General features: G+C 37.0%; 26 protein-coding genes. 11 read left to right on the forward strand and 15 right to left on the reverse strand.

The genetic code is table 11. The features are described from left to right. Positions 1-510 precede the first annotated feature (510 nt). Positions 511-768, forward strand: a complete 258-nt coding sequence (locus tag A9996_RS13290; protein ID WP_066435899.1) for a hypothetical protein — start codon at positions 511-513, stop codon at positions 766-768. A 59-nt stretch (positions 769-827) separates the two neighbouring features. Here A9996_RS13290 and A9996_RS13295 read toward each other — a convergent pair whose 3' ends face one another. The 9 genes from A9996_RS13295 to A9996_RS13335 all read right to left on the reverse strand — a co-directional run bounded on the left by A9996_RS13295 (position 828) and on the right by A9996_RS13335 (position 8,928). Further along, a complete protein-coding gene (locus tag A9996_RS13295; RefSeq protein ID WP_066435902.1) occupies positions 828-1,451 on the reverse strand; it encodes a hypothetical protein in 624 nt (207 codons plus the stop codon). Positions 1,452-1,593: 142 nt separating this feature from the next. Then, entirely contained in the window at positions 1,594-2,532 is a 939-nt protein-coding gene (locus tag A9996_RS13300) for a pyridoxal-phosphate dependent enzyme (protein WP_066435904.1), read from the reverse strand. 30 nt (positions 2,533-2,562) lie between these two features. Then, the gene (locus A9996_RS13305; protein ID WP_066435906.1) at positions 2,563-3,480 is read right to left on the reverse strand and encodes an EamA family transporter; all 918 of its coding nucleotides are present in this window, start codon (positions 3,478-3,480) and stop codon (positions 2,563-2,565) included. A gap of 100 nt (positions 3,481-3,580) precedes the next feature. Beyond that, a complete protein-coding gene (locus A9996_RS13310; RefSeq protein ID WP_066435911.1) occupies positions 3,581-4,633 on the reverse strand; it encodes an NAD(P)-dependent alcohol dehydrogenase in 1,053 nt (350 codons plus the stop codon). 248 nt (positions 4,634-4,881) lie between these two features. After that, entirely contained in the window at positions 4,882-5,301 is a 420-nt protein-coding gene (locus A9996_RS13315; RefSeq protein WP_066435914.1) for an OsmC family protein, read from the reverse strand. 107 nt (positions 5,302-5,408) lie between these two features. Continuing rightward, entirely contained in the window at positions 5,409-6,809 is a 1,401-nt protein-coding gene (locus A9996_RS13320) for an NAD-dependent succinate-semialdehyde dehydrogenase (protein ID WP_066435917.1), read from the reverse strand. A gap of 3 nt (positions 6,810-6,812) precedes the next feature. After that, entirely contained in the window at positions 6,813-7,931 is a 1,119-nt protein-coding gene (locus A9996_RS13325) for an alkene reductase (protein WP_066435924.1), read from the reverse strand. A gap of 34 nt (positions 7,932-7,965) precedes the next feature. Beyond that, a complete protein-coding gene (locus A9996_RS13330) occupies positions 7,966-8,259 on the reverse strand; it encodes a putative quinol monooxygenase (protein WP_066435926.1) in 294 nt (97 codons plus the stop codon). An 87-nt stretch (positions 8,260-8,346) separates the two neighbouring features. Further along, positions 8,347-8,928 (reverse strand): Crp/Fnr family transcriptional regulator, encoded by a 582-nt coding sequence (locus tag A9996_RS13335; RefSeq protein ID WP_066435928.1) that lies wholly within the window; start codon positions 8,926-8,928, stop codon positions 8,347-8,349. A 297-nt stretch (positions 8,929-9,225) separates the two neighbouring features. Here A9996_RS13335 and A9996_RS13340 point away from each other — a divergent pair, with 297 nt between their 5' ends. From A9996_RS13340 to A9996_RS13355, 4 genes are all read left to right on the forward strand, one after another. Continuing rightward, a complete protein-coding gene (locus tag A9996_RS13340) occupies positions 9,226-9,522 on the forward strand; it encodes a hypothetical protein (protein ID WP_066436037.1) in 297 nt (98 codons plus the stop codon). Between the two features lie 19 nt (positions 9,523-9,541). Then, entirely contained in the window at positions 9,542-10,372 is an 831-nt protein-coding gene (locus A9996_RS13345) for an alpha/beta fold hydrolase (RefSeq protein ID WP_066435930.1), read from the forward strand. A 73-nt stretch (positions 10,373-10,445) separates the two neighbouring features. Then, positions 10,446-11,369 (forward strand): mechanosensitive ion channel family protein, encoded by a 924-nt coding sequence (locus A9996_RS13350; protein ID WP_111625767.1) that lies wholly within the window; start codon positions 10,446-10,448, stop codon positions 11,367-11,369. Positions 11,370-11,380: 11 nt separating this feature from the next. After that, on the forward strand, positions 11,381-11,767 hold the full coding sequence (locus A9996_RS13355) for a DoxX family protein (RefSeq protein ID WP_066435933.1): 387 nt from the start codon (positions 11,381-11,383) through the stop codon (positions 11,765-11,767). Between the two features lies 1 nt (position 11,768). Here A9996_RS13355 and A9996_RS13360 read toward each other — a convergent pair whose 3' ends face one another. Together A9996_RS13360 and A9996_RS13365 are read right to left on the reverse strand one after the other, a co-directional pair. Next, positions 11,769-13,379, reverse strand: a complete 1,611-nt coding sequence (locus A9996_RS13360) for an FAD-linked oxidase (protein WP_066435936.1) — start codon at positions 13,377-13,379, stop codon at positions 11,769-11,771. Between the two features lie 4 nt (positions 13,380-13,383). Continuing rightward, entirely contained in the window at positions 13,384-13,743 is a 360-nt protein-coding gene (locus A9996_RS13365) for a hypothetical protein (RefSeq protein WP_066435939.1), read from the reverse strand. A gap of 270 nt (positions 13,744-14,013) precedes the next feature. Between A9996_RS13365 and A9996_RS13370 the strand changes: the two genes are divergently transcribed. The 6 genes from A9996_RS13370 (at position 14,014) to A9996_RS20970 (ending at position 18,558) form a co-directional block, all read left to right on the forward strand. After that, the gene (locus tag A9996_RS13370; protein ID WP_066435943.1) at positions 14,014-14,847 is read left to right on the forward strand and encodes an OmpA/MotB family protein; all 834 of its coding nucleotides are present in this window, start codon (positions 14,014-14,016) and stop codon (positions 14,845-14,847) included. A gap of 124 nt (positions 14,848-14,971) precedes the next feature. After that, positions 14,972-16,267 carry a phosphoribosylamine--glycine ligase gene (locus A9996_RS13375; protein ID WP_066435944.1) on the forward strand — a complete coding sequence of 432 codons (1,296 nt, stop codon included), beginning with the start codon at positions 14,972-14,974 and terminating at the stop codon, positions 16,265-16,267. Between the two features lie 69 nt (positions 16,268-16,336). Beyond that, on the forward strand, positions 16,337-16,801 hold the full coding sequence (locus A9996_RS13380; RefSeq protein WP_146608921.1) for a GNAT family N-acetyltransferase: 465 nt from the start codon (positions 16,337-16,339) through the stop codon (positions 16,799-16,801). A gap of 208 nt (positions 16,802-17,009) precedes the next feature. Then, entirely contained in the window at positions 17,010-17,306 is a 297-nt protein-coding gene (locus A9996_RS13385; protein WP_066435949.1) for a DUF3817 domain-containing protein, read from the forward strand. After that, on the forward strand, positions 17,306-18,259 hold the full coding sequence (locus A9996_RS13390) for a mechanosensitive ion channel family protein (protein ID WP_346210635.1): 954 nt from the start codon (positions 17,306-17,308) through the stop codon (positions 18,257-18,259). The genes A9996_RS13385 and A9996_RS13390 overlap by 1 nt, the downstream gene beginning before the upstream one ends. A 107-nt stretch (positions 18,260-18,366) precedes the next feature. Then, positions 18,367-18,558 carry a hypothetical protein gene (locus A9996_RS20970; RefSeq protein WP_346210636.1) on the forward strand — a complete coding sequence of 64 codons (192 nt, stop codon included), beginning with the start codon at positions 18,367-18,369 and terminating at the stop codon, positions 18,556-18,558. 70 nt (positions 18,559-18,628) lie between these two features. Here the strand turns inward: A9996_RS20970 and A9996_RS13395 are convergent, their stop codons facing one another. The 4 genes from A9996_RS13395 to A9996_RS13410 form a co-directional block, all read right to left on the reverse strand. Continuing rightward, positions 18,629-19,321, reverse strand: coding sequence for a YiaD family glycine zipper/OmpA-like lipoprotein (locus tag A9996_RS13395; RefSeq protein ID WP_066435951.1), 693 nt, complete (start codon positions 19,319-19,321; stop codon positions 18,629-18,631). A 10-nt stretch (positions 19,322-19,331) separates the two neighbouring features. After that, on the reverse strand, positions 19,332-19,814 hold the full coding sequence (locus tag A9996_RS13400; RefSeq protein WP_066435953.1) for a lipocalin family protein: 483 nt from the start codon (positions 19,812-19,814) through the stop codon (positions 19,332-19,334). Between the two features lie 101 nt (positions 19,815-19,915). Further along, on the reverse strand, positions 19,916-20,302 hold the full coding sequence (locus A9996_RS13405; protein ID WP_066435955.1) for an acyl-CoA thioesterase: 387 nt from the start codon (positions 20,300-20,302) through the stop codon (positions 19,916-19,918). A 14-nt stretch (positions 20,303-20,316) separates the two neighbouring features. After that, entirely contained in the window at positions 20,317-21,219 is a 903-nt protein-coding gene (locus tag A9996_RS13410; protein ID WP_066436042.1) for a DUF72 domain-containing protein, read from the reverse strand. Positions 21,220-21,256 lie beyond the last annotated feature (37 nt).

The following is a 21,256-nucleotide window of genomic DNA, read 5'->3' on the forward strand; positions in this document are numbered from 1 at the left end:
TAAATTCTGAATTTTTTATAAAAATTTTCAGATTTCGCATAGATCTTAGAACTTAGTAAATACGTTTGATTATTAAGAAATTAATATTAGTAGAAAACGTTTCGTTAGTTATAGCCCAATTCATCGATTTTAAAAAAAGGCATCAAATCATCTGGTGTTTCATACAGATTTCTGTGCAATTGTTAAAGTGATTTCAATAGCAAAGCCTTTCACCTTTGACGAATTTGCGTTACAATTCAATTAATTTGAGATATAAATAATTTACAGATTGCAACTAGCCCTTATAAACTATTGTTATAGATCATTGCCAGTCCTCATTTGGAATATCACCATTGTGATTTTGACATCTCACCAAACATATGGTCATCTCATATAGAATTCTGTTTGTATTAAATCTATCATAATTTCATATTAAAGTTATCATAAGACACCATTGAAAATTCCAATTGGCTTACAAAAAGCTTATCTTTAAAATTAAGAACAACAATCACAATATAACAACTAAAAAACATGAAAAAGCAACAAGGAAAAGGCCTTTTAGCCTTACTAGGAATTGGAGCAGGAGTCTTCGCTTGGTGGAAGTATAAAAACTTATCTCCAGAAAAGAAAGCAGAACTGCACGCTAAAGCGAATGAAGTTGGACAGAAAGTTAAGGATACCTACAATGATGTAGAATCAACAGTCAAAAGTAAATATGACGAGTTGAAAAGTGGCGCCCAAAAGGGAGTCAGTGATATCGAAGCGGACGTCAACGACATGCGACACTAGAAGCAAAGCTCTGAACATGCAAAATCCCACAATCGTGGGATTTTTTTATTTAAAAGAATTTAGTTATTCGCGTATGTTGGGCTATGTGGTTCTAAAATGATATTCTTCGTCGCGACTAAAATAGAGTCTCTCTTTTCAGGCTTTAGAATGCTGTCAACACCGTGTCGTGCCATTCTTTTACGGCAAGAATTTTTCAGAAGTGGATCATCATCAAAGATAAAGTTATAGACCCTATATTCGATTTTGTTTGGTTCTTTGATGGCCAAATGAATACTTTTTAGGGCTTTTCTATATCTGTCAGCACCAGGGACGAATGTATAGAAAGTATATCTCCCATCGGCATCAGTTTTCACCCAGCCTCTGTGATACACATACCGTTTCTTAAACTCTTTTTTTAATTCATAATCACCATTTTCATCAGCTTGATCGATATATAAAATAACATCTTTGGCAGGTGTGACCCCATCACTCAAAAAAACCGTCCCAGAAATTTTCAGCGGATTGGGTTTTGATTCAAAATCAGGAATAGAATCTGTATTGTTCAATTCTTTTTCAGAATAATCATAAATAGGATGGCGCGTTTTATAATCGGCTGGAAGATTTTCGTCAGATTCTTGAGCATTTATTCCACAAAAATTCATCAAAAAAAATGCAATTGAGAGAAGATAGAAGGATTTTTTCATGAGACGACCATGTTTTAATTCCTTTAAAATTAACTGATTGACTCGTCACACTACTAAAAAAATACACGAACGCTTAATTTATACGATAAAACACACTCACTTTATACTAACGTCAAATTTTGACGATAAAAGGACGATAGATTTACTGAAACTTGATGGTTTCCAAATCCACATTGCCACCAGAAAGAATAATCCCAACGAATTTATCTTTAAAATACTCTTTATCCTTCAACACAGCTGCAAAGGCAACAGCGCTTGAAGGCTCAACCACAATCTTTAAACGCTCCCATAACAATTTCATAGCTTTTGTAATCTCCTCCTCTTCCACACGGATAATGTGGTCTACATGTTTCTGAATGATCGGAAAATTGATATCTCCCAATTGTGTCCTTAGTCCGTCAGCCACCGTATTTGCAGCTTCGTTAGTTTCAATTTGACCACTTTGCAAGGACCTAAATGCGTCATCAGCTGCCTGAGGTTCGCCGCCAATAACCAAACATTGCTTCCCAAAATAATGGGCTGCTAAAGCAGTCCCTGCAATTAATCCGCCGCCGCCCACTGGCGTCACAATCATGTCAAGATCAGGATGTGCTTTTAAAAGTTCCATCCCTGCTGTGGCATTTCCTAAAATAACGTTTAAATCATTGGATGGATGGATAAAAGTAGCCCCTTTTTCAGAAACAATTTGTGCCGCTGCTTGTTCTCTTGCGGTGATGTTTGGTTCACAATTAGTCACGATCCCGCCATAGCTTAAAACCGCTTCTTTCTTAACTTTAGGTGCGTTATTGGGCATTACGATATAGGCATCGACCCCTAGGTTTTTTGCCGCCAGAGATAAGGCTTGTGCAAAATTACCAGATGAATGGGTCACCACACCACGCTCCTGCTCTGCTTTTGAAAGTTGCATGATGGCATTGGTGGCGCCTCGCATTTTAAAGGCTCCCATTTTTTGGAAGTTTTCACATTTAAAAAATAATTTTGACCCGGTCAATTCATCTAACAATTGTGATGTTAATATTGGGGTGTTGTGGATGTATGAAGAGATCCTCTGTTCTGTTTCTAATAGTGCTTGTTTGTCCATAATGAAGTAAAACCTAAAGATATTTAAATTCTATTTATGAAACCTCGAAAAAATTACCAGTTTCTTCTTGGTATTGATAAAATAAACACCTGTCAATAAGACAACAGCAGCAATTATGGATTGTGCGGTGATCACTTCGTTTAAAAAATACCAACCTAATCCTAAAGCAATAATGGGATTGACATAAGTGGACGTGGCCACTTTTTCTGGCGACACTCTTTTTAGCAGAAAATTAAAAGAGGTGAAAGCCACAATACTACCAAAAATAACGAGAAGCACCATAGACCATTGCACCTTTTCACTCCACACATTTGGTGAACTCCAAGATTCACTAAAAAGTAAACTTCCCACCAGAAGCATTAAACCTCCAGCAAGCATTTGATACCCCGTGTTTACAAAATAATTAGTAGGTAAATCAGCTTTGCCGACAAATAAACTTCCAGCAGCCCAACTGACCATACATACAAAAATCATTACCATGCCCAGAATAGATCCTTCTTTACTGACGACTTCATTTTGACTGACCAATAAATAAATACCAATAACGCCCAAGATGACTCCTAAAACCGACATCATCTCAATTTTTTTTCCTTGAAAAACTCGCATCAAGATCAATACCACCAAGGGTTGGGCAGATATTTCCAAAGCAGCAAAACCACTATCCACATACTTAAGCGCCCAAACGACAATACCATTGCCGAAGGCCAAGAACAGAAATCCTGCAATAGATGTATTTATCAATTGTCTTTTGGTGATGGCTAAGGACTTGCCCATAAGTTTGGCAATTATAAAAATCAACAGTCCTGCAGTAATAAATCTTATGGATGCCAACATAAATGGCGGTAGTTCAGATACGGCAATTTTGTTCAATAAATATGTTGAACCCCATATGACATATATGGAGAAAAAAGCAAGTATGATTAAGAGTGTATTTTTTGAACTACTCATAGTTTTTTTGTGCCGGGAAAGTGATAAAAAAGAATGGGCTAAAATAACAAAAGAGGCGCTTAAACGCCTCTTTTAATACTATTATTTTATGTAGTAAAAATTAGTTTTTTAAGGATGCCATATCAATCACAAATCTGTATTTAACATCTGAGTCAATGACACGCCCATAAGCTTCATTAATATCCTTCATATCAATAAGCTCAATATCTGATACAATATTATGCTCTCCACAAAAATCCAACATTTCTTGAGTTTCTTTAATACCGCCAATCAAAGAACCAGCAATACGCTTTCGGCCAACTATTAAACCTCCACCATGGAACGGTTTGAGCGGTTCAACAGCGCCAACAAGTACCATTGTGGCATCGCGTTTCAAAAGCGCAATGTAAGGATCCATTTCATGACCTACTGGGATGGTATTTAAAATAAAATCAAAACTGTTCATGTGTTTCTTCATATCCTCTCCATTTTTGGAAATAAGGACTTCATGGGCTCCAAGAGTTTTGGCATCTTTAGCTTTGTCTGGTGAAGTGGTGATCATCACAACATGTGCACCTAAGGCATTGGCAAATTTTACGCCCATATGTCCTAATCCGCCTAATCCTATAACACCAACTTTATCGCCTTTTTTGACGTTCCAAGTGCGCAATGGCGACCATGTGGTAATCCCAGCACATAAAAGCGGTGCCGCTCCTTTTTCATCAATATTTTCAGGAATGGTCAAGACAAATTCTTTATTGACCACAACTGACGTTGAATAGCCTCCAAAGGTATGCCCTCCCAAATGTTTATCCTTACCATTATAGGTACCAACCATACCTTCTTCACAAAATTGTTCCAGATCCTCTTTACAGGACGAACATTCCTGACAAGAATCAACCATACAGCCAACGCCTACCAAATCACCTTCTTTAAATTTTGTCACATTTTTGCCTATTTCCAAAACACGACCAATGATCTCATGACCAGGAACTACAGGATATTGTGAATTTTTCCAATCATTTCTAACGGTATGAATGTCACTATGGCAAACCCCGCAATAAGTAATATCAATTTTGACATCATCATCGCCACAAGGTCTGCGTTCAATGTTCATTTGTTTTAAATCTGCCTTGGCATCATCTGCACCGTAAGCTTTTATAGTTGTACTCATATTTGATTTTTATTTTTTAAAGTTAATGTCAGACAGAAGAATCAAGAACGCTTTTCTCTGCGAATTAAGAACAAAGACTTAATTGTAGAAATAAATAGACTGGGTCTTTAATCGTCAAAGATCTCTCTGATTGAATAGTAATCAATAACGCTAATGTTTCGGACCTATCGTTTTTTATTTAGAAAGAAATAATTACATTTTTAGTCTATTCTCTATCTTCTGTATTCTTAGTATCGTGTATTCATTTCTCAACTCTCAAAAGTCGTCTTTAGAGTGATATCTGCATTCAATAATTTCGAAACTGGGCAGTTTTCTTTCGCTTTAGTGGCAAGTTCCTTGAATTTACTTTCGTCCATTCCGGGTACTTTTCCTTTTAATTCCAATTCTATTTTCGGAATGCTGCCATCCTCAAAATAAACTCTAGCTTGTGTATCTAAACTTTCTGCAGTAAAACCTTCTTCTACCAAAAAGAAACTTAGCTGCATAGTAAAGCAACCGGCATGGGCTGCTCCAATTAATTCTTCAGGATTTGTTCCTACAGCATCTTCAAAACGTGTTTTAAATGCATAATGAGATTCCTTTAATACGCCACTTTCTGTGGTTAAAGATCCTTTTCCGTCTTTGCCGCCACCTTTCCAGTGGGCTTTAGCTGTTCTATTAAATTTCATAATTTGTATGTTTTTGTTATTTGACGTTATCTTATAATGCTGAAGCGCCTGCTTCTAGGTGTCTGGATGAAAAACCCATAAACCCTGCAATTTTTGGATCGATTGGTTTATTTTTTCTTCGGAATAAATATCGATTTGGCATTGATAAATTCTCGAATTCCAAAACCTCCATGTTCTCTACCAAAACCAGAATTTTTAATACCGCCGAAAGGCATATTTGGCTGCGCCAATCCGTAGGAGTTAATATTGATCATTCCCGTATCAAAATGTTTACGAGCCAACTCTATAGCTTTGTTTTCATCCTTAGAAAAGATTCCGCCGCCCAACCCAAATCGACTATCATTGGCAATGCGCATAGCATCTTCATCGTCCTTTGCTTTGATCAGAGAGGCAACAGGCCCAAACAACTCATCATCATATGCAGGTTGTCCTGGTTTGACATGCTCTAAAACAGTAGCTGGATAAAAATAACCTTTCCCTTTTGGGAGTTCGCCTCCTAAAGTTATTTTTGCGCCATTTTTGACACTTTTTTCAACCTGATCGTGAAGTTTTTCACGCAAATCCTTACGCGCCAATGGTCCCATTTTAGAAGCTTTATCTGTAGGATCTCCAGTCACAATACTTTTCATGCCCTCTACAAAAGCGGCTTTAAATTCTTCATAAACTTTTTCCGTTACGATAAAACGTTTGGCGGCAACACAGGTTTCGCCATTATTGTAAACACGTCCTTGAACACATGTTTTGGCGGCTAAAGCAACATCAGCATCTTCCAAAACCAAATAGGCATCATTACTACCTAATTCCAGCACTGTCTTTTTTAGAACTTCGCCAGATTTTTTACCTATAATTTTACCTGCTTCAGAACTTCCTGTTAAGGTTACCCCACGTACCAGATCGTGTTCAATGATTTTATCAGATTGGTCGTGGTCAATAATCAAGACCTTAAACAAATCTTTGGGAAGCCCTGCGGTTTCGTAAATTTCTTGCAACAACAATGCAGAACCTGTTACGTTTTGAGCATGCTTTAGCAACACCCCGTTTCCTGCCATCAAGTTGACAATAGAATAGCGAATGACTTGGTAAGCAGGGAAATTCCAAGGTTGAATGCCATAAATAACACCAATTGGAGAATAGGTAATAATACCTTTCCCACCATCAGCCAATTCACGTTCTTCATCTTTCAAAACGTTGATGCCTTCAGTGGCTGTGAACTTACAAATACCGGCACACAACTCAATTTCTTGGAGGCCATGTTTGACGAGTTTGCCCATTTCTTCAGTCATCAATGCTGCCAATTTATCTTTTTGGTTCATCAATTCTTCACCAATGGCTTTAATGATTTTTCCGCGCTCTTCAATAGGTTTCATCCGCCATTCGAGGTAGGCGTTATGACATTGTTTGACTGCATTTTTAGCGTCATCAGTAGTCATATACGTATATGTTTTAATCTCATCCTCAGAAGTAGGATTGATTGTTGCAAAAGTTCTTTGTTTATCTGTAGTGCTCATAATTTATGAATTTGGAATTAAATCTCTAGTTTTTGCTTCATATGTGGTGTAACCTTCCTCTCCTAGAGTATAAAAAGTGTCGGTGTCCCATTGTGCGGTGGCAACGTTTTCTCTGAAACGACCCACCAAATCAGGATTTGAAATGTACAGTTTGGCAAAAGAAACCAAATCTGCATCTCCATCTTCAATGACTTTGTTTCCTGAATTTTTATCAAAACCAGTGCTGATCATCAGGGTTCCTTTATATTTAGGACGATAGCGTTTGGCTATATGCTGTTCTGCAAATTCCACGCCTGACACATCGTTAAAAGGCTCAGAGAGATGAATATACGCCAGATCATATTCTTTATCCAATTTCTCAATGATGTAATCAAATGTGGGAATCGTCTCCTTATCCATCGTCATTCCGAAAATATTGTGGAGTGATGGATTAAAACGTGCGCCTATTCTGTTTTGCGGAATTACTTGTTTAATAGCATCCAGCGTTTCAAAAAAGAAGCGCGTTCTGTTCTCAATGCTCCCTCCATACTGATCTGTACGGTGGTTGCTGGTCCCGTTAAAAAATTGATGAAACAAGTACCCGTTGGAAGAATGAATCTCTACCCCGTCAAATCCTGCTTCAACCGCATTCTTAGCAGCGTTTTGGAAATCGGAAATAGTGATCTTAATATCTTCAAGAGTCATTTCTCTTGGTGTTACTGTATCCTTAAATCCACTAGGCGTGAATGATTGTGCGTTCGGATTGATTGCTGAAGGCGCCACTGGCAAATTGCCATTATGAAAATCAGGATGCGACATACGGCCCACGTGCCATAATTGGATAAAAATACGTCCGCCAGCATCATGTACTGATTTGGTCACTTTCTTCCAACCATCCACTTGTTCCTGAGAATGGATGCCGGCAGTATTAATATAACCCATCGCTTGTTCGGAAACCTGTGAGCCTTCTGTAATTACCAATCCCGCAGTTGCACGTTGTGTATAATATGGTACATGCAAATCTTCCGTAGGTGCATTCGCTTCATTTTCTGCGCGATTGCGCGTCATGGGCGCCATGACCATTCTATTTGGCAATTCAAGATCGCCCATTTTATATGTTGATAATAAAGGTTGTTTTGACATCGTTTTTGTTTAAAATTTTTTAAAATTGAAGGGTTTATTTAGACGATAAAATATCTATTTTTTGAATATCAGGAGTGTTGGTAAGCAATTCATCAGTTCTTCCCATTAAGGCTTTCGCTATTTCTCCATTGAGATGGGCTTCTCTCCCAGTGTCGTCATTGAAGGTATCGAAAATTCCGAAGGTATCTTTATTTATTCTAAAGCTGTACCAAGAAAGGGTCTGATTTTCTTTTATTGCCAACTCTACAGCGTCTTCAAGAAACTTTGCGACAACTTCAGTTTTATCAGGTTTTGCTGTGATTGTAAGTAATAGTCCAAGATTTTTCATAGTCTCTATTTTTTGGTTTTAACCAAAGATACATATGAACGCCCTTAAAAATCCTTGATATAGGTTAGTGGCTTCTGTTAAAAAGCGTTAAGAATTGACTTCGATTGCTTTTTTGATGCGACTCAGGCTTTCAGGTTTAATACCCAGATAGTTAGCCACATGATAATCATTTATACGGGTCGTAATGCTTGGGTAAGAAAGGCAAAAATCAAGATATCGCTCAGTGGCTGATTTTTCAAGGGTGGAAAGGATCCGATTATGTGCCGTCACAAAAGCTGCCGTAGTTTTTAACCTAAAAAAACGTTCCAATTTGGGAATGCGCATATAAGCGACTTCCAGCATGCTTTTTTCAATTGACAATACTGTAGAGTCCTCAATGGCTTCCACGTAAAGTTTAGCCGATTGATTACTAAAAAAAGCTTCAAAATCGCTGATCCACCAATCTTCAATAGCGAATTGCAAAATGTGCTTTTCACCATGCATATCAAGGTAATAAGATCTCAGGCAACCGCTCAGCACATAATATTCTCTTGTAACAGCATCTTGCGGCTGAATTAAGTAGGTCTTTTTTTTTATGGATTGTTCTGAAAATAAGGACAAGAATTCATTCATCTCCTGATTAGAAATCGAAATGATGTTACTGATATGCCGACTTAATTGATTATTCACAAATTACCATTCTAAAAAAAAAACTTTTGCAAGGCTTAACACGCCTGCAAAACAAATATACTGAATACTTCGCTTTAAAATATGTTGGAATACCAATCACTACTAAAACGATTCAAAACTACAGGATTGGAGCATAGAAAATTAATTCTACTCAAATAAAAATGAACTCATCTCAATAGTGTTTAAGTTGGTACTTTTTTTAATTCCTATTTGGATTAATATTAATTTCTTATAAGTTAAAGCTAGCATACGATATGGTGTACCTTAAAATTTAATGTTAACCAAAAAATGATTACCATGGAAAAAGATAAAAAAGATAAAAAGTATGATTCCAATGTTTCTGAACACGATAAAGATTTATTGGGAAAAAAACACAAAAATCTGAGAACAGATGGTGGCGACGATTTGCAATTGGATGATGCCAATAGACAAGAACCAGTCGATTTTGAAGGTAAGGATTTAGACATCCCCGGAAGAACACTGCCAGAAGATCGCTCTAAAAAGAAATTTAAGGATGAAGAAAACCAACTCTATAGTCAAGGTGGACCTGGAAATGATAATTTGGAAGAAACCGACCGTAAAGAGATAGATTAATCCTCAAAACAAAAGAACAATGCCATTTATAACACACAAAACCAGCAAACAGCCCATTGAACTCTATTATGAAGATTATGGAACAGGACAACCTGTGATCTTAATTCACGGATGGCCCTTAAGCCATCGCGCGTGGGATTCCCAAGTTTCCGCTATTGTGGATGCAGGCTTCAGGTGCATCACTTATGACAGAAGAGGATTTGGAGTCTCCTCATATCCGTGGGACGGGTACGATTATTCTTCATTAGCTACTGATTTGAATGAAATCATACTAGCGTTAAAATTGAAGCAGGTGGCCCTAGTGGGCTTCTCAATGGGAGGTGGTGAAGTGGTTAGGTATTTAACGGATTACGGTTCAGAGAACGTCAAAAATGTAGCACTTATAAGTTCAATAATTCCTATTGTGAAGAAAAAAGAGGATAATCCTAACGGCGTCCCTGAAAAAGATTTAAAAGGTATCATGGATGCTTTAAAAACTGATAGAGTGGGATTTCTGAAAGGTTTTCATAAAAACTTCTACAATTACCATAAGAATAAAGACCGCGTCAGTGAAGCTCAATTGCAGTATGATTGGACTATTGCGTCCTATGCGTCGCCACATGGTACGCTTCAATCTGCAAAAGCTTGGGCAGAAACCGATTTCAGGCCTGAACTTAAAAACGTTACCGTGCCAACGCTTATTGTACATGGAGATGCTGATGCCATTGTTCCTATTAAAACGGCAGGAGATCAGGCAGCCAAAGGTATAAAAAACAACACCTATAAGATTATTAAGGATGGTCCACATGGCTTAAATGTTACCCATTCAGAAGAAGTGAATAAGATTTTGATTGCATTTTTAAAATCTTAATTGATTTCTAAAACCCCAAAAACTGACCAAAAGTTTAGTATTTTGGGGTTTCTTTTAATAACCAATGGTATCCATGCAAAACGACGCAAAAACGATTTCAGAATCCTTTCTCAATTTTTATAACAGTTTAATAGAGCAATTGCCGGGTATTGGTATGGGACTTGTCATTGTGGTATTAGGATCTCTTATTGCCAAATGGATTGGGCAGTTTGCAAGCCGACGAATTTCTGCAAGAACAAACGACCCTTTAATGAGTAAATTTTTGGGGCAAGCCATAAAGTACGTGTTGATTATTTTTGCAATTATGATAGCCTTGAGAGCCGCTGGTTTGGGAGGCATTGCCACGGCAATATTAACAGCTGCTGGAGCGAGTGCCCTGGTTTTAGGGTTTGCATTTAAAGATATAGGCGAAAATTTTATTGCAGGAGTTATTTTAGCCTTCAACAGACCTTTTGATGTGGATGATACGGTAGAAATTGGAAGCAATTTTGGAAAAGTAAAAAATTTGGAATTTAGATACACCAAATTAAAAACTTTTGACGGCAAGGACGTGTATATCCCCAATAGTGATGTGTTGACAAAACCTGTAACCAATTATACAGAAGATGGATTTTTTAGATGGGATTTTATCATTGGTATTGCTTATGAGGACAATATAGAAGGTGCAAAAAAAACAATCATGGACACCTTGCGTAAAGAGCCCAATGTTATTGAAGATTTAGATCATCAAAATTTTGTTATTGAAGATCAGTTGGCTACAAGTACCGTAAACCTGAAGGTTTATTTTTGGGTAGATACCAAAGATTTTAGAAGAATGGCTCTTGTTACTAAAGGTAACGTGGTACGCAATGTCAAAGAGGCTCTAGAGCAAAATGGGTATTACTTACCTGCAGATATCCAAGAAATCAAACTGTATGGCGGAGAGAAAGGATTCCCCATACGCATAGAGAAAAGCGACATATCTTCTGCTGAAAACCAAACGAAGGACACGCCTTAAAATAAATTCAAATGTTAATTGATACCACCAATTTAGTGCCTTATGCCCTACTCTTTTTAAGGATTGTCATTGGGATCATATTCTTTTCCAGTGGAAAAAGTCATGCGCAACATCCTGCTGAGCGCAGTAAAAGTATTGGCATGACGCCCATTACAACATCTATCTTGGGTATTGCTGAAATTATTGGCGCTATCTCAATTGCTTTTGGGATTTTTACTCAAATTGGAGCACTTATCTTAATGATGACCATGGTAGGCGCTCTTTACAAAAAAATTGCATTATGGAATACTAAATTCTATGAAGATAAAGGTTACGGCTGGCATTATGATGTGTTGTTGCTTCTCGGCTTATTGGTCATTTTTGCGACCTCTGGTGGGTACTTGACAATTTTTTATTAAATCAACCTTCCAACATTGATGCAATCATGTCTTCAGAATGCTCTGCATCGAAATCCGACAATCCTATCGTGTCAAGAAAATCATTGGAAAACAGCTTTACCATATCTTCAGATAACAAGCTGCTTCTGTATTTTTTCCAAATTTTGGCCTGATCACCATACATATGACCTACGAGATTTAGAAATCCCCAGTCAGCGTTTTTACCCCAGTGCAAGGTGAATGGAATATTGTTTTGCTGAAGGACTTCAATCATTCTTTTTCCATAGTCTTCAAGACTCATAAGGTTTTGTGATTTGGTCCAAAGTATGCCGTCTATTTCTAACATACAGGTAATGGGGAATTTTGTAAAAGCCAATGTTGCATCTGATTGTTTAACAAAGCGCATGGCGAAAATCCCAGGAATGGGGCCTTCTTTTTTTGTCATTTTAGAAATGACTTCCAAAGCCTTTTCTGAATCTCTAGAATCTATCCCTACAGAACAGGCAAATGCAGGGCCTTGATAAGCCGCATCCCAAAAGGTTTCATAAAGCGTACCGATGGTTTCTTCATTTACTGCAGGAAGAATTTGTGTTTCCAATCTTTTGATAAACCACGGAATACTCGCTGGGAATTTTTCGCTGATTTTTATAAATAGATAAATCAGGTCTTTATAAATAGATTTCTGAATGGTACTGAAAGGATCAGGATATGGCAATTGGTAGGGTTTTTTGTACATCACTTCCACAACGTAATCCCTGTCATTGGTGTACGGATTCATAAAAACCTTATAATGATAGGGACGTAAAGGTTTGCCTTGAGCATCAACCTCAGCAGGAATCGTAAATGTCGAATTTTTAAAATCCATAGTTTTGCTCAGTTCTAAGGCCACTTGCTTATCTATCTTTCTCACGTAACGCTTTAATAAGAAGAGATCTTCAGCTTCTAAAAGAATACCATGAATAAATCCAAACGAACCTAAGCCTACCAGTGCGGCATTAAACAGTCCATCGTTTCGTATCACCCTCGCATTCAGTTTTTGTGCAAAAGCACTATTTAGTGCAGGTTTGCTGTGTCGTTCCAAATAAATATTATCTTCTGGACGTGGACCAATGATCAAATTTATACCTACCACATAATCTTGCACAGCACCTACACCCAATGCTGAACCGTGCACACCAGTAGAAATACAGCCTGCTATGGTTTGGCCATTGCTTGCGCCAGTTGTTTTTAAGGACTTGCCATGCTCTTCCAATTTTTGAGAAATCTCCTTTATAGTATTTCCGCATTCAAAAAAATAAAGGTTTGAGGCGTCGTAAAGAGATTGAGGGTGGATATTTTCCGGAAAGATATTGATATCCAGATTCATCAAATTGTTCTGATGTACCCTATCGTGTTGGTGTGCGATACTTGACATAGACCATCGAGACCCATATGCCCTAAACCCTTCATTGTGATCTTTGCTATCCTTTAAGAGGCGCTGTATTTCCAACGCAGCGTCATTATACCTAGCGATGGAAGAAGGCAAGTTAGCTTTGCCTTCCAGCCTAGTGATATAAAGCTGTTTTAAAGGGAACGGACCATTTTTATGTAAGGTATCCCATTCGGTTTTATTAAAGACAGTTGTTGTGGCCATAATATTAGTTTTCCGGTTTCATGCAAACATATTTTAGTTTCACCTTACGTTTATTGCCAAAGGTGACCAAGTACAAAAGACTACCTCCAAAAGTGTTTTTATATTCTACTGAAAACAATTTGCCAGTTTCACAGCCTTCCTTCAATACTCGAAATGTAATGTCGTCCACTGTAATTCCGGCTTTTATGATCGTATCAATTTCTACGACCATCTTGTCCCTATACCAATCATCACGGTCAAATTGTTCTGTAGGCATAGGGGCTCCTTTAGTGCTTACAATTCGCACAGAATAACAAGAAACAAGTAGAAAGAAGACTAGCATCACCAGTGCCACTTTTAATGAATATTTTAAAATAAAAGCCATGAGCAAAGAATTTTTTAAGTTATGTATATGAAAATCATTCAAGGCTTTGCTTGTTAATGATCTCAAAAATTCTACGTGGAGTTATACTGCTGATATAGTGCTACTTGTATAAAGGTAAGTAATTTATTTTTATTGAAATTAATATCAATTGATTTTACTCGCAATTTTTTTTTAGCCATTTTGAAATGTTAAATTAATCCAAAAATTAAGACTGCAATAGTCTTTATCCTTCTTATAGCCGTAGATATCCTAAACCATTTAATTTATATTATGAAAAAAATTTCAATTGCTTTAATCGCCGCTATAATGATCACCTCATGTGTTTCTAAAAAGAAATATGTTGCTTTAGAGCAGGAAAACGGTGAGATTAAAAGTGAGCTTACCAAAACTAGAGTAGAGAAAGAAGATCTTGAAGCTAAATTTGATGCCATTCAATCAAGAGTTGATAGCTACAATAAAAAGATCAATTCTCTTACAGAAGAAAATGACGCCATGCTTGTCAATGTTGACAATGTTGCAGTCATTTCTAATGAAACAAAAAGAGCAATGCGCAAAACGCTTCAAAATGTTGATGCGTCTAAACTTGCTGGGGCTAAGACCTTGAAAGATTCTATGAATCTTGCGTTGTCATATAACTTAACTAAGTCTTTGGATAACAGTAATCTTAACGAAGATGAAGATATTTCAATTGACATTAATGAAACGGTTGTTATGATTTCAATTTCTGACAAAATGTTATTCAACACTGCAAGCTATAAAGTAAGCAATAAAGCGAATGACATTTTACAAAAGTTGGCTAATGTCATCAATTCTGAACCAAGTGTTGAGGTGATGGTTGAAGGACATACAGATGCAAGAAGCATCAATACAAGTAAAATTGCAGACAACTGGGATTTGAGTGTGTTGCGTGCTACTTCAGTAGTTAGAAAATTACAAGATGATTACGGGGTTGCTCCTGAAAAATTAATCGCTTCAGGAAGAAGTTCTTACAAGCCTCTTGCTGAAAATGACACCAATGACAACAGAGCAAAAAACAGAAGAACACGTATCGTGATCCTTCCAAACTTAGATAAATTCTTTGCATTGATGGCTTCAGATGAATAATCATTTCAAGTTAATTAATTAATCCGAAAAGACTGTTAGCAATAACAGTCTTTTTTACTTTCAAATCTATTTGGAAACAAAAATTTAAGTAATTTCGTTGCACATAATTCATTCTTAAGAGACCTTGAAAAAACCAAGTAACGTACCTAAAAAATTTTTATTTATTTCCCGCTGGGGAGAAATTCTGGATATTGCCTACGCCACGCAAAATGAAGGCAACGAGGTCAAATTATACATTGAAGACAAACCTTCTCGTGAGATAGGAACTGGTTTTGTGAAAAAAGTAAGAGACTGGAAGAATCATGTAGAATGGGCCGATATTCTCATTTTTGATTATACTGGCTTTGGTAAGGAATGTACAGATTTGAGAGCTGCCGGAAAAATTGTTTTTGGTGGAAGCGAGTATACTGATCTTCTCGAATTGGATCGGAATTTTGGACAGAAAGAGCTTCAAAAGCACAAGATTAAAACCTTGCCTTTTAAGGAATTTGTGAGTTTTCAGGATGCCATTGCTTATGTTGAGAAACATCCTGATGCGTATGTCATTAAACCTTCTGGCGAAACGCAGGAACTCAAACAACTGCTCTTTGTTGGAAGTGATGATGAAGGTTTAGATGTCATTAGGGTACTAAAAGCTTACGATAAATCTTGGGGAGACGACTTTGGGAACTTCCAATTACAGAAAAAAGTCAAAGGCGTTGAAATTTCGGTTGCTGCTTTTTTCAACGGCAAAGAATTTTTAAAACCAATCAATATCACCTTTGAGCACAAGAAACTATTCCCTAAAGAATTAGGTGTTTCTACTGGCGAAATGGGCTCAAGCATGTTTTGGGTCAACCAGTCTCCTATTTTTGATGCCACCTTGCAAAAATTTGAACCGTCTTTGGCGAAGCAAAAATTTATAGGCCATATTGATATCAATTGTATTGTGAATGGCAATGGCATTTATCCTTTGGAGTTTACATCCCGCTTTGGGTATCCCCAAATATTCATTCAACGTGCCGGCATCAATGAACCTATTGGTGAGTTACTCTATAAAGTGGCCACAGGTCAAAACTTTAAAATCGCTACCAAAAAAGGGTTCCAAGTAGGTGCATTTATGGTGGTACCTCCTTTTCCTTATGACGATAAAAAAACTTTTGAGTTGTTTTCAAAAGATGCTGTGGTGGTGTTTAGAAAAGACTTGAAAGAAGGCATCCATCCTATGCATCTAAAGAAAGTGAATGAGGAATGGTTGATTACTGGCAATACAGGAATTGCACTTTTGGTAACCGGAACAGGAATTACCATGAGAGATGCCCAAAAAATGATGAACAACAGAATAAGCAATGTGATTGTCAATAACGGATACTACAGAACTGATATCGGCGACCGATGGTTTGAGGATTCAGATCGTTTATGGTCTTGGGGACTTTTATAAAACGCCTTCTTCATACAACAATTATATTCCAAGTATTAAACGCGTAGTTAATATCCTTATAAATCATTTATGGCAATGTTTATTTTTAAGCAACTCACATCACAACCACAACAGTTCTTTGATCTTCTTCCAACAGAATGGCAGGAAGAAATCGTTCCATTTTGGGGAGATTATGAAGATTTCGCGAAAATCTACATTATTGAAGAAGATGAGGTGATTATTGGGGGCGGTATCGTATTTTACTCATGTCCACCAAATTTTTCCTACTTTGAAGATGAAGCCAACTATTGGTTCAGTAAGGGCTATTTGTATCTTGGTTTTATTTGGATCGCAGCACATAAACGTAATAATAATTTGGGCTCTTTTTGGTTAGATCAATTGAAGCTGGCAGAATCTCACCAAAAATACTTTTTGCTCACAGAAGAAAATAGATTGCACCGCTTCTACGTCAAAAACGGATTTTCACGTATTAAATCGCTTAAAAACGATGACCACTTTGAATGGCTGTACCTATCCGAGGATGACTCCAAATAAAATCATGTTTTTCAAGCTTTTTTAAGGTCATAATTCTATTTCAGGTTGTGATCATATATAGTTTATACATGGATTAACTTAAAAGTTTGGGTTCTATTTGGATCTACTCAAAAGTGCCGAGAACACAACTCTTGTCTCAAAATAAAATCATTAAAAAAATAGCTAATACAGTATAACATGGGTATTTTTGCATAAAATTTAAGTAGCCATGTTTACACTATTAAAAAGCTTCAAAATTGTTGCCATTTTAGAAGGTATTTCATACTTAGTCCTGTTTGGCAACATGTTACTCGTTAAACCTTTCAACCCTGAAATTTATAAAACCCTACTCTATCCTATCGGGATGACCCATGGTTTGTTGTTTATAGCCTACATCATCTTGGCACTATTGGTTGGCTCCAAATTAAAGTGGTCCTTTAAAACACTAGGGATTGTAATGTTGGCCTCTTTGATCCCTTTTGCTACTTTTTATATTGAAAGAAAATATTTAAACCGCACCATATAATGTCTGAATACAGTCATATTTTTTGCGATTATTTTTTGGGAATAGGCCTCTCTGACCAATGGGCGACGTTTCTTAATATGTTTGCCTTGTTTTTAATTTTGTGTGTGATTATCGTTGTTTCAGATGTAATTGCTCGAAAAATACTTGTTCAGGCATTTAGTAACTTTGCTACACGCTCCACTACAAAGCTTGATGATTTTTTAGTCAGCCACAAAGCACCACGGAACATTGCTCATTTGGTTCCGTTATTTTTGACTATCAAATTATTTCCTATTGTATTTTATGATTACCCACAATTTGAGTCTTTTATTCTCATTTTACTTAAAGTATATGGGATCTTTTTAACCATATGGATCGTGAGGAGCGTCCTGAGAAGTTTAGAATCGTACTTTAAAACATTACCACGCTTAAGAGATAAACCCATTGACAGTTACATTCAGGTAGTCATGCTTTTTGTTTGGGTTGTTGGAGCCGCTTCAATTCTTGCTGCCATTATTAATTTGTCATTCTTAAAGTTTTTTACCACGCTTGGAGCAGCATCGGCTGTTCTTTTATTGATTTTTAAAGACACCATTTTAGGATTTGTGGCCAGTATCCAAGTGGCCATCAATGATACCTTAAGAATTGGTGATTGGATTACCATGGATAAGTATGGCGCAGATGGTGATGTCATTGAGATCAACCTCTCCACGGTTCAGGTTCAAAACTTTGACATGACCATTACCACTATTCCAACGTATGCAATTATTTCTGAATCGTTCAAGAATTGGCGCGGGATGCAATCTTCAGGAGGTAGACGTATTAAAAGATCTATTTTGATTAAATCAAAAAGCATCCATTATCTTAAAGATTCTGAAATTGAAGACCTTAAAAAAATAGAACTTATCACAGTTTATCTCAATACAAAACAAAAAGAACTAATAGACTATAACACCTCTCATAATATTGAATAAAAACACCTTGATCAAGTGGGCGTAACCTCACCAATCTGGGTGTTTTTAGAAAGTATATCCAAACCTATATTGAGGGTCATTCTGGTATCAATAAAGACATGACTATTATGGTGAGGCAACTGGCACCAACATCGCAAGGGATTCCATTAGAAGTTTATGCCTTTAGTAGTGATAAGCGTTGGGTGAATTATGAATTTATCATGTCTGATATCTTTGACCATATTTTATCAGCCATTACGTATTTTGATTTAGAACTCTTCGAATTGACTCCCACAGTTTACAACACCGAAAAAATTTAAGACATAAAAAAAAGCAGCCTTAGTTCTACTATAGAAATAAGGCTGCTTTTTTATTGGAAAGATCGAGCTTTTAATAACCTGCTTTTTCTTTCGCTTCTTTTTTCATTTGCTCATTGGCAATGATGGCCAACTCCACGCGTCTGTTTTTTGCTCTTCCGTCTGACGTTGAGTTGTCATATTTAGGCTGATTAGGTCCATACCAGTTTGTAGTAAACCTACCGGAAGAAATACCCTGACTTGACAGAAAGGACGTTACTGCTTTGGCACGTTGCTTAGAAAGTGTCATGTTAAAATCATCAGGACCTGTGCTATCAGTATGACCTTCTACTAAAATATTGGTGTCTGGATATTCTTTAAAAATACCTGCCAATTTATTTAACGTTGCTGAAGATGCACCATTTATACCGTATTTGTTGGTATCAAAGTAAACACCGCTACTCTCGTCAAATACAACGTTAATCCCTTCGCCAACACGTTCAACCTGAGCTCCTGGAATTTCTTCTTCAATACGTTCTGCCTGTCTATCCATACGGTCACCAATGTAGTTACCGGCCACACCACCTACAACCGCGCCAATAATGGCACCTAAAGCAGTATTGTTTTTGTCACCCACATTATTACCTATAACGCCACCTATCACGGCTCCACCAGAGGCACCGATAACGGTTCCCTTTTGCTTGTTATTGGCATTTCTTGTTGCATCGCAACTTACTAATGCACTGACCATGAATAGTAGTGCAATTGTTTTTATCGTGTTTTTCATATTCTAAAGTTTATAAAGTTGTTCTTGTAAAGTTTAAATTAATATTAAAAGGCTTTCCTTCAAATTGAATGGTTTGAGTCATTTGCATACTATTGTCATCCAAGTATTTCAGACTCATTCTATAGCCTGTATCTTCTTGGAGATCGTTTTTCTTTGCATCCGTGAATTTCATTGTAAAATCAAAGTTACCGGTGTTTTTACCTATTTCATTCGCTGCCCATCTGAAGTTTCTCACTCCAGTTGAACAATCGGCATTTATAATATTATAAGAGCCTGTACTGTTATTGGATCTGAAAAACCATTGGCTATCCTTAAAACAGGACGTGGTGGCATCATTAAATAGTACGGTATTGAAAACCCCTTGAGTGTCATAAGATACAGAATTGAGTACCCAATTGCCATCAATGGTTTTTCTTGCTGATTTTTCTACTTTTGATAAAGAGCACGACACGAAGAGTGTCGAGATGAGAAGAAGCATTCCTAATTTTTTCATTGTGATAAGTATTAAATTGGTTTTAATTAATATACGAATATTACTACAGATTGGTTGTTAACGGTTTCCCATTATTTGCAAAAGATGTACAATTGTTAAAATTACTTTAAGCGGTCTTTAACAAACTCTATTTTGGTTTTGCCATGTGGAGATGGTTTGCCGTCTTCACCTAAATTGACCATGATAATATTATCTACGGTAAGAATGGTTTCTCTGGTCATCTTGTTGCGCACTTCACACTTGAGAGTCAGCGAAGAGCTTCCAAAATTAGCCACATCCATCCCTATTTCAATGATATCGCCTTGTCGGGCAGAACTCGTAAAATTAATCTCAGAAATGTATTTGGTGACAACCTTCGAATTTTCAAGTTGGATAGCGGTGTATAAGGCCGCCTCTTCGTCAATCCAAGCTAATAATTTTCCGCCAAATAGCGTTCCATTAGGATTAAGGTCTTCTGGTTTTACCCATTTGCGTGTGTGAAATCTCATGGTATTTATTAATTTTAATGATGTTGATGTGAGAGTAGTTCAGTGTTTTGGTCTTTATTTGGGATCTTCAAATCAGTCCCCATCTTGGCATTTAATATTTTTATGAAATAAGCCATAAGCAATGGCTGCTCCTTTTCAATATTTTGATGGATAAAAAAATCTATTTCCTGCACCCCTTGTTGTTGCCATTCTTTGAGTCGTGTCACCCATTGGTCCAATCGGCCATAGTCACTCTCATGGTTTGCCCACACAAATCTTATAAATGCTGTACCATTGGTTAAACGCATATGCATCAAGTCACGCCTACCAGCAGTATCCACAATCACGTTCGCTATATTGTGGATTTCAAACAAGTTATACAATCGTTCAGCTACAGCGGCATCGTTATACCAATCTGAATGTCTAAATTCAATAGCCAACGGAATTTCTGAGGGCCAGGCTTTTACAAAGGCCTCCACCTTATCGAAGTCTTTTGGAGCAAAATTAGAGTGCATTTGTAAAAAGATGGTGCCCAACTTTTCTTTCAGATTACTCGCACTGTAAAGGTAATCATCCACTACTTTTTCCACACCCTTCAGGCGCTTCCAATGACTGATTTCCTGAAATAATTTTGGAAAAAATTTAAAACCTTCAGGCGTTTTATCATACCACGAAACAAAGGTATCAGGCGGAAAGATACGATAGAATGTGGCATTGAGTTCAATGGAATTAAACTGTTTGGAATAATAATTCAATTCGTCTTTAGTGCCTCTTGGGTAAAAACCTTTTAAAACTGATTTACTCCAATTAGAACAACCCGCATATACGTATGGAGGATTTTTAATTTCAAAAGTACTCAACACCCCGGCGGTATCCTTATGGTCAGGAGGTAACGAGAAGTCAATGTTCTGGGGGTTATCAACACTTCCAAATTTCATAGTCTCAAATTTTGAACTTGACCTTAAAGATACTTTA

The organism is Gelidibacter algens (genome assembly GCF_001678675.1).
Lineage (GTDB): Bacteria > Bacteroidota > Bacteroidia > Flavobacteriales > Flavobacteriaceae > Gelidibacter > Gelidibacter algens.

What these genes read in the sequence shown, in the direction of transcription:
- A9996_RS13370 (WP_066435943.1), top strand. Translation starts at nt 14,014, where the DNA reads ATGAAAAAAATTTCAATTGCTTTAATCGCCGCTATAATGATCACCTCA.
- A9996_RS13400 (WP_066435953.1), bottom strand. Translation starts at nt 19,814, where the DNA reads ATGAAAAAATTAGGAATGCTTCTTCTCATCTCGACACTCTTCGTGTCG.
- A9996_RS20970 (WP_346210636.1), top strand. Translation starts at nt 18,367, where the DNA reads ATGGTGAGGCAACTGGCACCAACATCGCAAGGGATTCCATTAGAAGTT.
- A9996_RS13385 (WP_066435949.1), top strand. Translation starts at nt 17,010, where the DNA reads ATGTTTACACTATTAAAAAGCTTCAAAATTGTTGCCATTTTAGAAGGT.
- A9996_RS13305 (WP_066435906.1), bottom strand. Translation starts at nt 3,480, where the DNA reads ATGAGTAGTTCAAAAAATACACTCTTAATCATACTTGCTTTTTTCTCC.
- A9996_RS13350 (WP_111625767.1), top strand. Translation starts at nt 10,446, where the DNA reads ATGCAAAACGACGCAAAAACGATTTCAGAATCCTTTCTCAATTTTTAT.
- A9996_RS13310 (WP_066435911.1), bottom strand. Translation starts at nt 4,633, where the DNA reads ATGAGTACAACTATAAAAGCTTACGGTGCAGATGATGCCAAGGCAGAT.
- A9996_RS13320 (WP_066435917.1), bottom strand. Translation starts at nt 6,809, where the DNA reads ATGAGCACTACAGATAAACAAAGAACTTTTGCAACAATCAATCCTACT.
- A9996_RS13300 (WP_066435904.1), bottom strand. Translation starts at nt 2,532, where the DNA reads ATGGACAAACAAGCACTATTAGAAACAGAACAGAGGATCTCTTCATAC.
- A9996_RS13405 (WP_066435955.1), bottom strand. Translation starts at nt 20,302, where the DNA reads ATGAGATTTCACACACGCAAATGGGTAAAACCAGAAGACCTTAATCCT.
- A9996_RS13390 (WP_346210635.1), top strand. Translation starts at nt 17,306, where the DNA reads ATGTCTGAATACAGTCATATTTTTTGCGATTATTTTTTGGGAATAGGC.
- A9996_RS13355 (WP_066435933.1), top strand. Translation starts at nt 11,381, where the DNA reads ATGTTAATTGATACCACCAATTTAGTGCCTTATGCCCTACTCTTTTTA.
- A9996_RS13395 (WP_066435951.1), bottom strand. Translation starts at nt 19,321, where the DNA reads ATGAAAAACACGATAAAAACAATTGCACTACTATTCATGGTCAGTGCA.
- A9996_RS13410 (WP_066436042.1), bottom strand. Translation starts at nt 21,219, where the DNA reads ATGAAATTTGGAAGTGTTGATAACCCCCAGAACATTGACTTCTCGTTA.
- A9996_RS13380 (WP_146608921.1), top strand. Translation starts at nt 16,337, where the DNA reads ATGGCAATGTTTATTTTTAAGCAACTCACATCACAACCACAACAGTTC.
- A9996_RS13340 (WP_066436037.1), top strand. Translation starts at nt 9,226, where the DNA reads ATGGAAAAAGATAAAAAAGATAAAAAGTATGATTCCAATGTTTCTGAA.
- A9996_RS13365 (WP_066435939.1), bottom strand. Translation starts at nt 13,743, where the DNA reads ATGGCTTTTATTTTAAAATATTCATTAAAAGTGGCACTGGTGATGCTA.
- A9996_RS13325 (WP_066435924.1), bottom strand. Translation starts at nt 7,931, where the DNA reads ATGTCAAAACAACCTTTATTATCAACATATAAAATGGGCGATCTTGAA.
- A9996_RS13345 (WP_066435930.1), top strand. Translation starts at nt 9,542, where the DNA reads ATGCCATTTATAACACACAAAACCAGCAAACAGCCCATTGAACTCTAT.
- A9996_RS13330 (WP_066435926.1), bottom strand. Translation starts at nt 8,259, where the DNA reads ATGAAAAATCTTGGACTATTACTTACAATCACAGCAAAACCTGATAAA.
- A9996_RS13295 (WP_066435902.1), bottom strand. Translation starts at nt 1,451, where the DNA reads ATGAAAAAATCCTTCTATCTTCTCTCAATTGCATTTTTTTTGATGAAT.
- A9996_RS13360 (WP_066435936.1), bottom strand. Translation starts at nt 13,379, where the DNA reads ATGGCCACAACAACTGTCTTTAATAAAACCGAATGGGATACCTTACAT.
- A9996_RS13315 (WP_066435914.1), bottom strand. Translation starts at nt 5,301, where the DNA reads ATGAAATTTAATAGAACAGCTAAAGCCCACTGGAAAGGTGGCGGCAAA.
- A9996_RS13290 (WP_066435899.1), top strand. Translation starts at nt 511, where the DNA reads ATGAAAAAGCAACAAGGAAAAGGCCTTTTAGCCTTACTAGGAATTGGA.